The organism is Streptomyces sp. NPDC052036 (genome assembly GCF_040680495.1).
In the GTDB taxonomy this organism is placed as follows: Bacteria; Actinomycetota; Actinomycetes; order Streptomycetales; family Streptomycetaceae; genus Streptomyces.
The window spans coordinates 1-11,191 of sequence record NZ_JBFAWW010000058.1 but is presented as its reverse complement, the minus strand read 5'-3'; the positions used below and the strand labels follow the sequence as shown (position 1 = coordinate 11,191).

The window sequence follows — 11,191 nt, the reverse complement described above, 5'->3', positions numbered from 1 at the left end:
CCGCAGTCCCCCGCCCCGGACCCGCGGGCCCCACACCCCGCCCGCGGCTCCGAGCGGCGCCCCTACGCGGGCGCCATCAGCAGGGGCCGAGCCCGCTCCCGCAGCTCCGCCACACGCGGTTCGTCCCCGTACGGCTCCAGCCGGTGCATCAGGTCCCGTACGTACTCGGTGGTGCGCGCCGACGATATGCGCCCGGCGACCTCCACCGCCCGTACGCCCTGCTCGCAGGCCGCGTCCAGGTTGCCCGACTCCAGCTCGGCGACCGCCGACACGACCAGCCGCAGCCCGTGCGAGCGCACGAACTCCTCGGTGGGCCGGGACAGGGCCTGCTCGGTGAAGCGGCGGACCTGCCGCGGGGCCTTGAGGTCGCGGTAGCACTCGGCGGCGTCCGCCGCGAAGCGGTCGTAGGAGTAGAAGCCGAGCCAGGACGGGTCGTTGTCGCCGTCGCGGGCGCGTTCCAGCCAGCCCTCGGCGGCCTTCAGAGAGGCGCCGGCTGCCTGGGCGTCACCCGCGCGCGCGTGCGCCCGTGCCTCGACGAGACGGAAGAAGCTCATGGTGCGGGCCGTGGCCAGGCCGCGGTTGCGCTCCAGGGCGGCCTGCGCGAGGTCGACGCCCTCGTCGCCGAAGCCGCGGTAGGTCGCCTGGAGCGACATGGAGGCCAGGACGTATCCCCCGAGGGGGACGTCGGCGGCCGCGCGCGCGAGGCGCAGCGCCTGGATGTAGTAGCGCTGGGCGGCCTCCTGCTGTCCCGTGTCGAAGGCCATCCAGCCGGCCAGCCGCGTCAGTTCGGCGCTCGCCCCGAACAGTGCACGGCCCACTTCGTCCGAGTAGGAGCCGAGCAGCAGCGGTGCCGCCTCCACCCGCAGACACTCGGGCACCATGGAAGAACGCCAGTCGCCGCCCCCGTACTTGGAGTCCCAGCGCCTGGCGTCCTCCGCGGCCTCCCGGAGCTTCTGGACGTCGCTGTGGCCGACCTTCAGCGGTGATCCCGACCCGTCGCCGGAACCGGGGTCGCGGGCCACCGAGCTGTCGGCCGGGGTTATCAGCCAGCGGGAAGCAGGGGTCGCGTAAGCGCTCACTGCGAACGATCCGGCCAGCGACTGCCAGATGCCGCCGCCGGTCCGGCGCCCGGCGAGGTCGAGACGGTACAGCTCCGTCGCCGACTTCACCGCCTGTCCTACGTCCCGGGGGAAGGCGAGGCCCACTTCCGGTGCGGGATCCGCGTCCGCCAGTCCGATCTCGTGGAGCGGAACGGGGCGGCCGAGCTTCTGGCCGATGGCCGCGGCGATCAGGTGCGGCGCGGCGCCCTGCGGCACCATGCCCTTCGACACCCAGCGCGCCACCGAGGTCTTGTCGTAGCGAAGTGTCAACCCGCGTTGGGCGCCAAGGTCGTTGACGCGCCGCGCGAGTCCTGCGTTGCTGATTCCCGCGAGGGCGAGAACGGCGCCGAGCTTTTCGTTCGGCCCGCGTTGCTCCCTGGACATGCGCCACCCCTCGACACAGACGGCTGCCGCGGCGATGGCATAACCGCGCGGCATTCGTAAACCCAGCGTAGTTCGCCGCATCCCAAGCGTTAAGGGGCTTAAATCCGGATGGCGGGATTGTGGTCCGTACCTCAGTACGGAGTGTTGCGGCGTGCTCCTGGTGTGTGGCCGTGCGCCTGTCCGTGCGCTCTTCTCCGGCCGACGGGCGGCGGGGTTCCATGGGCCGTGCGTGGGTCGGCCCGCTGTACTGGATCCAGTGGGCTGGGGGACACCGCCGCCTCCATCCCCGCGGGCGGCGGACCGGTCCGGGAGGCGAACTCCGCCTCCCGGACTGTGCGTTGCGCCGGGCCTGTACGGAGCGTGCGCAAGCCTGTCCGTCTGCGGCCGATTTGGCCGAAAACCGACGGCGGTTCTCGCGGGTGATCAAGCCCCCGACCACCACACTTGAGGGCGCGAACGGGGTTTTCGGGGAGCGTACCGGGGGCGCATTCGCGTCGCTGGTTTCTGCCGATGTTCCTGTGCGGAAAAGGAGTTCACCGGCCGGTCGCCGGGGACCCGAGGGCGCATTCAGGGGCGCACAAGACGCGGCGCACGCCCTCCGGCGCGCATTCTTCGTGGCAGCATGGGAGCCGTTCGTACGGTGCACTGGTTGTCCACAGCCTGTGGAGGCGTCGATGCGGTGGTTGGTGGGATGGAGCAGCACCGCCGCTGGAGCCGCCGGGCCGGGATCGGCCGGAGCCACCGGATACGACGGCGAGACCCTGCACCCGGTGGGTGCCCAACTCCTGTGGGGCGACCCCGATCCGCTGTGGGTCGTCGGCGACTGGCGCCCCGACGAGGTGCGCGTCCTGAAGGCGGACGCCCAGACCCGGATCGCGGTCCTCGGCATCTGCGGAGCCTCCGACGAGGAACTGCGCGTCGGGCTGCTCGCCGCCCGGGGAGGGGCACTGCGCCATCTGACCGCCTGGTCCGGCAGCTACACCGCCGTCGTCCAGGTCGGCCGCAGGATCACGGTGTGCGGCGATCTCGCGGGCGCTCGGCCCGTCTTCCACACCCCCTGGGCCGGCGGCACCGCGTACGCGACCGCCGCGCTCCCCCTCGCCGACCTCATCGAGGCCAATCTGGACTTCGGACATCTGGCGGCCCTTCTCGCGGCCCCCGACGTACCGGCCGCGGTCCACGACTCGACCCCCTACGACGGCGTACGGCGCATCCCGCCGGGGCACGCGCTCATCCTGCGCGCGGGGGCCCGTGAGATCGCCGGATACGACCCGGTCGCCTCCCTGGCGGTCGCCGCGCCCCCGGCGGACCCGGCCGACGCCGTGGACGCGGTGCGCGACGCCCTCGTCGACGCCGTCCGCGCCCGTCTGTCGGCACCCCGCCATGTGCCGGGCGTCGAGATCGACCCCGGGCCTGTCCCCGGAATGGGACCGGCCGAGCGCCGCGCCGCGCGCGGGGTGCCCGTCCCCGGGATCGGCGCCGATCTCTCCGGTGGACCGGCCTCCGGCACACTGGCCCTGCTCGCGGCCGGTCTTCCCGGCATGCCCGGCACGATCCTCGGGCACGGCACCGGGGCCGGTGAACGCCTGCTCGCCGTCACCTTCAACGACCTCGCCGTGCGGGGCCGCGAGGCCGAACTGGAGCGGGCCGGCACCCTGGCGGCCAATCCCCGTCTGCACCATGTGGTGGTCACCGGCGGCGAGGAGGTCCTCCCCTACGCCGAACTGGAGGGCCCGCTGACGGACGAGCCGGGCCCGTCCCTGGTGACGGCGGCCAGGCACCGCGCGCGCCTGGCCTCGGGCAGCGCGGACCACTTCACCGGCTACGGCGCGCGTCAGGTCCTCGACGCGCATCCGGCCCGTCTCGCGGACCTGCTGATGGACCGCAAACGACGCCATCTCGTGCGCCCGGTCGCCGCACTGGCGAAGGCGGACGGCTCGGTGATGGTCCCCGCCCGGGTGTACGCCGCGGCGCGCAAACTGGCCCGCACGCCGTACCGGACCGGCGTCGACTCGCTCGGCGACCGTCTGATGCAGCGGCACTTCGAGGAGCCCGGGGGTGCGGTGGGGGCCTCGCTCGCCGCCCTCACCTGGGCCAGACCCGGACCGGCGGCGCGCTGGCTGACCGGTGAGGCCCTCGCCGAAGTATCGGTTCGCCTGCAAGGAGCCGCGGGCCGGGCCGGAGTCGGTCCGGGGCAGCGCCCGGGCGACCACCGCGCGCGTGCCGCGCTGGCACGACACGCGGCGGACGTACGGGTGCTGGAACAGGCCGCCGAGATCCGCTCCCAGCGGCTGCACTCGCCGTTCCTGGACAATCAGGTCGTCCGCGCCTGCCGTGCGCTGCCGGAGGCGCTGCGTGTCCAGCCCGGGGCACGGGCGGCGATCCTGCGCACCGTCCTGGAGGGGGCGGGCGTCGGCGGACTGCCGCCCGGCTGGGGCGCACCCTCGCACGCGACCTCGGCGGCCGCGTCCCGCGCCGGTCTCCGGGTGGCCGTGCACTCCCTGATGGCCCTGTTCGACACGCCCCTGCTGGCGGAGGCGGGCCTGGTGGAGGCCCGGGTCGTCCGCAAGGCCCTGCGCGCGGCGGTCGACGGCGCGCCCGTCCCGCTGGACGGCCTCGCGGACCTGGTCTCCCTGGAGCTGTGGCTGCGCCGTCTGCTCGCCCGCCGGGGCACCTGCTGGACGGGCACCCCCGCCCGGGCGCGCGCCGTACCGGCCGGCATCTCGACGCGGGGACGGGCGCTCGGCGCGGGGGCATGACCGCCGCACGCCGACGGTCCACGCCACCCCTCACCGCTACCGCACCCGCCGCATCACCGGGCGCACTCCGAGGACCTCACGATCCGACGGATCTGCCACGCACGGGCGCCACGCCGTCCCCCGCTCGCCTACAGGAACGGGGAACGGCGGTCGTGTCCGTGGCGGAGGGGTCCGGAGTCCGGACCCCGCCCGGCTCACACCGGGCGGGACCGCAGGCCCTCCAGCAGGATGTCGAGCAGCCGGGCCGAGGCCGCCGCCTGCTGTGCCGCGTCCGGCAGCGAGGGCGCCGCCGTGGCGATCACCAGCAGGACGTCCGCCACAGTGACGTCCGGCCGCAGCTCACCCGCCGCGCGCGCCCGCTCCACGAGCTGCCCGACGACCTCCAGCAGCGTCGCCGTGCCCACGTCGTCCGGGTCCGGCGCGGACCGCTGTCCGACGAGCCGCAGCTCGGCCGTCGGCAGGGACCGCTGCTGCGGCAGCAGCGCCTCGCCCACGGGCGCCGTGCCGGCCCCGTCGATCCCCTCGTCGGCGACTCCGACCCGCAGCACCTGCGGCGGCAGCAGCCGCCCCGCGCCCGACGCCACCGATGTCCGCAGGAAGCGCGACAGCGCCGACCACGGCTCGTCCTCCTGCCCGAGCGCCGCCCTGGCCTGGTCGGTCAGCCGGGAGGTCTCCTCCTCGGCTATCCGCCGCACCAGGACGTCCTTGCTCGGGAAGCGCCGGTACACCGTGCCGACGCCGACCCGCGCGCGCCGCGCCACGTCCTCCATCGGCGCGCCGTAGCCCAGCTCGCCGAAGACCTCGCGTGCCGCGCGCAGTACGTGTTCCAGGTTGCGCTGTGCGTCCACCCGCAGCGGCGCCGTACGCGCGCTGTCCTCGCGTGCGTTGCCCGCCGTGCCCACCGGGCCCGCCGGTGCGACGGCGGACGCGGCTGACCAATGAGAGTCCTGAATGTGCATAAGTGTTCCCCCGGTAATGACGTCTCCCCCCGGAGACTCTCCCCGTCATTGGAAGCCGGAGCGTAGGGAACGAGCGTCGTACGTGACCGGGCCCGCCCGTCGCGAGCCCGTCGAGCCCATCCCCCTTACACCCCGTCGACACACGAACATAGTTGAGAGGGGGTCAATTCAGAAGGGGCAGGTTCCGCACGGAGCGCCCCCCGATCGGAGTACGGGGCGGTTACGTCCCGATTGCGCCCCCTAGTTCCACCCGGCTCACACCCATTGACCTGCGGTCTTTCCCTGCACTCCGGTAATTCGGCCAACCCTGCCGGGTACCGCCGTCCGGTCACACAATTTGCCGGGCCTGTGGACAAACTCGCGCGTCCGGTGCGTCATGGGATGGTGACGGCTGCATTCCACCGGGCGACGCCCGCCGAACCCCCGAAGTGCGTGCGCATCCTCATCGTCGGCGGCGGCTACGTCGGCCTGTACACGGCTCTGCGCCTGCAGCGGAATCTGAAGGCGGAACTCGCCAGAGGCGCGGCGGAGATCGTGGTGGTCTCGCCCGATCCCTACATGACGTACCAGCCGTTCCTGCCCGAGGCGGCCGCCGGCGCCATCTCGCCGAGGCACGTGGTCGTCCCGCTGCGCCGGGTCCTGGACGGCTGCCGGGTCGTCATCGGCGAGGTCACCGCCATCGACCACGCCAAGCGCACCGCCACCCTCGACACACTCGCCACCGAGGAGAGCGGGCAGACCGAACAGATCTCCTACGACGAACTCGTCCTCGCCCCGGGCTCCGTCTCGCGCACCCTTCCGATCCCCGGCCTCGCCGATCACGGCATCGGATTCAAGACCCTCGAAGAGGCCATCGGCCTGCGCAACCACGTCATCGAACAGATGGACATCGCGTCCTCCACCCGAGACCCCGCGATCCGTGACGCGGCCCTCACCTTCGTCTTCGTCGGCGGCGGATTCGCCGGTGTGGAGGCGCTCGGCGAGCTGGAGGACATGGCCCGCTACGCCACGCGCTACTACCACAACGTGGAGCCCGAGGACATGAAGTGGATCCTCGTGGAGGCCTCCGACCGCATCCTCCCGGAGGTCGGCGCGGAGATGGGCCGGTACACGGTCACCGAACTGCGCCGCCGCAACATCGACGTACGCCTCGAAACCCGGCTGGAGTCGTGCGTCGACCGGGTGGCCGTCCTGTCCGACGGCGCACGCTTCCCGACCCGTACGGTCGTATGGACCGCCGGGGTGAAGCCCCACCCGGTCCTCGCGGCCACGGACCTGCCACTCAACGGCCGCGGGCGCCTGAAGTGCACCCCCGAGCTGAGCGTGGACGGCGTCACGCACGCGTGGGCCGCGGGCGACGCGGCCGCCGTCCCGGACGTCACCGCCGAGGAGCCGGGCAAGGAGACCGCCCCCAACGCCCAGCACGCGGTGCGCCAGGCCAGGGTCCTCGGCGACAACATCGTGCGCTCACTGCGCGACCAGCCCCTGCAGACGTACGCCCACAAGTACGTCGGCTCGGTCGCCTCCCTGGGACTGCACAAGGGCGTCGCACACGTCTACGGGCGCAAGCTGAAGGGCTACCCCGCCTGGTTCATGCACCGCACCTACCACCTGAGCCGGGTGCCCACCTTCAACCGCAAGGCCCGGGTGCTGGCCGAGTGGACCCTCGCGGGACTCTTCAAGAGGGAGATCGTCTCCCTCGGTTCACTCGAACATCCCCGTGCGGAGTTCGAACTCGCGGCCGGTGGAAAGCCTTCAAGGGACCCGAAGGGGTCGTCCTGACCGAATCCAGGAACTCCACCGGAAGGGCCGACGTCTGACGGATGTCGGCCCGGTCCGACAGACTGGTCCCCGCCCGCGGGCGGGCCGGTCCTCGCCCTGACGAACCCAGCAGACCTTTCCCCTGCGCCACCCCGGGGGCAGGCCCCCGGACCCGACCGGATCCGGCGCCGGCCGGCTACGACAACGACGAGGCAAGGAATCGGTGAACTTCACCCGCTGGAGCGCCCGGCTCCCCGGAACGCAGCGCCGCGCCGCAGCGCGGACCGAGCACACGGTCTCCCCGGACCGGCGGGGGGACGGCTCCGTGCCCGCGGCCCGCGTCGAGCGGCTCACCGAGGACACGCCGGGCATGCCCGCCGTCGACGAGCTGCCGGTTCGCGAGGTCCTCGACCGCATCCCGGCCCTCGTCGCCCTGGTGCACGGTCCGGACCACCGCGTCGCGTATGTCAACGACGCCTACGCCGCGGCCTTCGGCCCCCGGCCGCCCGGCGAACCCGCGCGCGAGGCACTTCCCGAGCTGGAGGAACTCGGCCTCCTCCCGCTCCTGGACCAGGTGCTGCGCAGCTCCAGACCGCGCACCGTCAAGTCCCGCAAGGCACCCGGCGGCCGTTCGTACACGTTCACGTGCACACCGGTGGACGTGCCCGGGGAGACCTCCCGGGGCGTGCTCGTGTTCGCCGCCGACGTCACCGACCACGCCGAGGCCGCCGAGCGGCTGCGCGCCAGCGAACGCGAGCAGCGCCGCACGGCGGTGACCCTTCAGCGCTCCCTGCTCCCCCAGGAGCTGGAGCAGCCCGACGACCTGCGCATCGCCGCCACCTATCAGCCCGGCGGCACGGAGGCCGCGGTCGGCGGCGACTGGTACGACGTCATCACCCTGGGCGGCGGCCGCACGGCCCTGGTCATCGGCGATGTGATGGGCCGGGGCGTCAGAGCCGCCGCGGTCATGGGCCAGCTCCGTACGGCCGTCCGCGCCTACGCCCGCCTCGACCTGCCGCCCCACGAGGTCCTCCAGCTCCTCGACGGCCTCGCCATGGAGATCGACGCCAACCAGATCGCGACCTGCGTCTACGCGGTCCACGACCCGAACGAGGGCCGGCTGGTGTACGCCTCGGCGGGCCACCTCCCGATCCTGGTCCGCGACGAGAACGGCCAGGTCCTGCGCACCGACGAACCGACCGGCCCGCCGCTCGGTACCGGCGGCTGGATGCACGCGTCAGGCTCGGTCCCGCTGGCACCCGGCTCCACCGCCGTCCTCTACACCGACGGCCTGGTCGAACGCAGGGACGCCGATCTGGACGAGGGCATCGCGGCCCTGGAGAACGCACTCGCGGGCGCGACCGGCACGCCCCAGGTGATCTGCGACCGCCTGCTGCGCTCGGCCGGCGTCACCGCGGGCCACGACGACGACGTCGCGGTCCTCGTCCTCCAGCACCCCGCGCGTACGGGCCCGGACGGCGAGCTCTTCCGCAACGCCGCCCTGGAGCTGCTCGGCGGGGTGGAAGCGGCACCCCGCGCGCGTGCCTTCGCCTCCGGGGTCCTGACGAGCTGGCGGTTCCCGACGGATCTGCACGACCTGGGCGTGCTGGCGGCGAGCGAGCTGGTCGCGAACTCGCTGCAGCACGGCACGCCGCCGATGAGGCTGCGCCTCAGACGCACGGCCCGCCGGCTGATCATCGAGGTGACCGACGGGGACGACCAGCTGCCCCGCCGCCGCCGGGCGGAACCGGCGGACGAGGCGGGGCGGGGCATCGCCATCGTGGCGACGATCGCGTCCAACTGGGGCTCGCGCCGCACTCCCGGCGGCGGGAAGGCGGTGTGGTGCGAGTTCGCACTGCCGTGCGAGGGGTGAGCGGCGCGACGGATCAGGCGCGCGCCGACGCGGGCTCCGTCGCCGGCCCTCCCTGCGCCACCACCAGGCTCCGCGCGTGCGACGGCTGGTTCTGAGCGGGGGTGAGCCGACGTCCGAGCCGGACCGCGAGGACCGTGATGCCCAGCGAGAACAGCAGGAACGTGACGACGTACGGCGCGGGCAGCGACGCGGCCAGCGGACCGCCCACCGCCGGGCCGACCGCGAGGGCCAGCTGCTTCACCAGGGCGAAGGCCGAGTTGTACTGGCCCGCCATTCCGGTGGGCGCGAGATCGGCCACCAGCGGCGCGAGCGTCGGCGACAGCATCGCCTCGCCGAGACCGAACAGGGCGTACGTCGACACGAACGCGGCGGCCGCCATGGCCTTGCTGCCGTGTCCGAGCCCGGCGTACCCGGCGACGGCCCACGCGACGGCCCAGATGAGACCCACCGCCGCGATGACCCGCGACCGCCTGCGCCGCTCCACGAACTTCAGCACCGCGAACTGCGCGACCACGATCATCGCCGTGTTCGCGGCCAGCGCCGTACCCAGTGTGGACGTCGAGATCCCGGCGGCCTCGACGCCGAACGCGCTCAGCCCCGACTCGAACTGGCCGTAGCAGGCGAAGAACAGCACGAAGCCCAGCACGCACAGCTGCACCATGGCCCGGTTGCCCAGCAGCTGCTTCCAGCTCGCCCGGCCGCTCTGCGGAGCACCGTCCTCGATCTTCGGCGCGTGCGGCACCCGTACCGTCGACATGAGGACGACGAGCAGCACGAAGATCGCGGCCTCGATCGCGAACAGCAGGGTGAAGGACGCGGCGCGGGAGGCGTCGACGAGATGGCCGCCGATCAGCCCGCCGACACCGAGCCCCAGGTTCTGCAGAAAGAACTGCAGGGCGAAGGCGCGCGACCGGGTCTCCGTCGTCGAGCAGTCCACGATCATCGTGGCCAGCGCCGGCTGCATCACGGCCTGCCCGGCACCGAGCACCGCCGCCGACAGCAGCACGGTCACCGCGTTCTTCGCGAGCCCCAGGCTGAGCGATCCGACGGCGGCTGTGGCCAGGGCGGCGAGCAGGACCGGAAGGGGGCCGCGCCGGACGATGGCCCGTCCGGCGAACGGCAGCACCACGAGCGCGGCCACGGCGAAGACGGCGAGCACGAGGCCCGCCGTCGCGGCACCGAGATCCCGCACCTGCGCCACATAGACGTACAGATACGGGACGGTGAAGCCGAGGCCGAACGCGCTGAGTGCGTTGCCCACATGAATCCGGCGCATCGCTGCGCCCATCGCCCTGGTCACGTTCACCTGCCTTAGGAAGAGGGTCCGCGCCGGGGAGGACCGGAGGTCTTACCCCTGAAGCGGTTAGCCCTGAAGACTTAGAAGCTAAAGTTCGAAGCTAAACAGTACACCCCGAAGGACTTCAACGCCAAGCGAGTGCGTGCGATACTGCGGGCATGGGCGACACCCCCGGCGTCAGCGAGCCGACCCTCGACGAACAGATCGCCGCATACCAGCGCGAGTTCCAGGACCTGGATCCGCAGGTCGAGAAGATCGTCTCGGCGCTGTCCCGGTTGAACCGCCGGATGAACGTCGCCTACGGCCGCCAGACCGCCGCGCTCGGCATCAGCAACGCGGAGTGGGAGGTCCTCAAGGCTCTTGTCCTGTCCGGGGCCCCCTATCGCATGGGACCGAGCGACCTGGCCAAGCGGCTCGGCCTGACGCCGGCCGCGATGACCCACCGCATCGACCGCATGCTGAGCGAGGGGCTGGTCACCCGGGAGCGCGACGAGGCCAACCGGGTCCGGGTGATCGTCGAGCTGACCGCCGAGGGCCGCGAGAAGTGGCTCGAAGCGATGCGCCTCGCCTCGGGGTTCGAGGAGGACCTGCTCCAGGACCTGTCGTCCGAGGAGCGCAACGTCCTGGGTGAGGCGCTGACCCGCCTGCTGCGCCGTGTGGAGCACGCCCAGCCCGACGCGGGCGGCCGTCTGAGCGACCTGGACTGACGCGGCGGAAGGTTTGCCGGCACGTCTCCCTGGGGAGGCTTGACAGTCCATACCGCGACCCGTAGAGTTCTCCGGGTTGCCACGGGGCCGTAACGGCTCTGCGGCAGCACCTCCGCCGCGACAGCGGCACCAAACCACTCAGCACGATCTCCCAACCGGGTGGAATTCGGCGTGCCCGAATTCAATTCGATTTGGGTACGGCGACTCCGATCCCACGCGATTGGGAATCGCCGGAGAGATCCGCTAAGGTTGGACACGTCGGAACGGCCCAAGGGCCGGGAGGACAACCCCGGTTGACCGGGGGTCAGGACCAGAGGAGCTCGGAAAGAGCCCGAGGGGATCTGATAAAGT

The 11,191-nt window shown here is 72.7% G+C and carries 7 protein-coding genes; 4 read left to right on the top strand and 3 right to left on the bottom strand.

Annotation, left to right across the window (positions count from 1 at the left end; translation table 11 throughout):
* Positions 1 to 62: 62 nt before the first annotated feature.
* Positions 63 to 1,484 (bottom strand): MFS transporter, encoded by a 1,422-nt coding sequence (locus AB0L95_RS39255; RefSeq protein WP_365171033.1) that lies wholly within the window; start codon positions 1,482 to 1,484, stop codon positions 63 to 65.
* A 674-nt stretch (positions 1,485 to 2,158) separates the two neighbouring features.
* On the opposite strand from AB0L95_RS39255, the gene AB0L95_RS39250 reads away from it, so the two are divergent.
* Positions 2,159 to 4,243, top strand: a complete 2,085-nt coding sequence (locus AB0L95_RS39250; protein WP_365171031.1) for an asparagine synthase-related protein — start codon at positions 2,159 to 2,161, stop codon at positions 4,241 to 4,243.
* A 194-nt stretch (positions 4,244 to 4,437) separates the two neighbouring features.
* Here the strand turns inward: AB0L95_RS39250 and AB0L95_RS39245 are convergent, their stop codons facing one another.
* The gene (locus AB0L95_RS39245; RefSeq protein WP_365171029.1) at positions 4,438 to 5,202 is read right to left on the bottom strand and encodes a helix-turn-helix domain-containing protein; all 765 of its coding nucleotides are present in this window, start codon (positions 5,200 to 5,202) and stop codon (positions 4,438 to 4,440) included.
* Positions 5,203 to 5,583: 381 nt separating this feature from the next.
* On the opposite strand from AB0L95_RS39245, the gene AB0L95_RS39240 reads away from it, so the two are divergent.
* Entirely contained in the window at positions 5,584 to 6,984 is a 1,401-nt protein-coding gene (locus tag AB0L95_RS39240; protein ID WP_365171027.1) for an NAD(P)/FAD-dependent oxidoreductase, read from the top strand.
* Positions 6,985 to 7,186: 202 nt separating this feature from the next.
* Positions 7,187 to 8,836 carry a SpoIIE family protein phosphatase gene (locus AB0L95_RS39235; protein WP_365171025.1) on the top strand — a complete coding sequence of 550 codons (1,650 nt, stop codon included), beginning with the start codon at positions 7,187 to 7,189 and terminating at the stop codon, positions 8,834 to 8,836.
* A 13-nt stretch (positions 8,837 to 8,849) separates the two neighbouring features.
* Here the strand turns inward: AB0L95_RS39235 and AB0L95_RS39230 are convergent, their stop codons facing one another.
* Positions 8,850 to 10,124, bottom strand: coding sequence for an MFS transporter (locus tag AB0L95_RS39230; protein ID WP_365171057.1), 1,275 nt, complete (start codon positions 10,122 to 10,124; stop codon positions 8,850 to 8,852).
* A 167-nt stretch (positions 10,125 to 10,291) separates the two neighbouring features.
* On the opposite strand from AB0L95_RS39230, the gene AB0L95_RS39225 reads away from it, so the two are divergent.
* On the top strand, positions 10,292 to 10,840 hold the full coding sequence (locus tag AB0L95_RS39225; protein ID WP_365171023.1) for a MarR family transcriptional regulator: 549 nt from the start codon (positions 10,292 to 10,294) through the stop codon (positions 10,838 to 10,840).
* Positions 10,841 to 11,191: the final 351 nt, after the last annotated feature.